This window comes from Mesorhizobium sp. M5C.F.Ca.ET.164.01.1.1 (assembly GCF_004792125.1).
GTDB lineage: Bacteria > Pseudomonadota > Alphaproteobacteria > Rhizobiales > Rhizobiaceae > Mesorhizobium > Mesorhizobium wenxiniae.
Window position 1 is genome coordinate 1 of the sequence record NZ_SRTG01000491.1, and the last position, 300, is coordinate 300.

Sequence of the window (300 nt, forward strand, 5' to 3'; positions counted from 1 at the left end):
CGGGGTTGAAGGCAGACATCGATACGGATGAACGCGATGTGGAGATGAACGGTGCTTTCACCCCGGACGACCGCTTCCTGGCGACCGCCTCGGTCAATGGGCCGATCCGCATCTGGGACGTTGAACGCGCCTCGTTGGTGACGACGATCGCCGGCCATGAATCTTTGGTCGAGCATCTGGAATTCAGCCCGGTTGAGAGCAACATTCTTCTCACTGCTTCACACGATGGCACCGCTCGGCTGTGGGATGTCAACGGCGTCCTGACGACCACGCTCGCTCATGAATATCGGCCGACTTTCG

General features: G+C 59.3%; 1 pseudogene. It reads left to right on the forward strand.

Going from position 1 to position 300, the window contains the following annotated elements:
• A pseudogene (locus tag EN807_RS34420) lies at positions 1 to 300 on the forward strand (hypothetical protein); the annotation flags it as partial.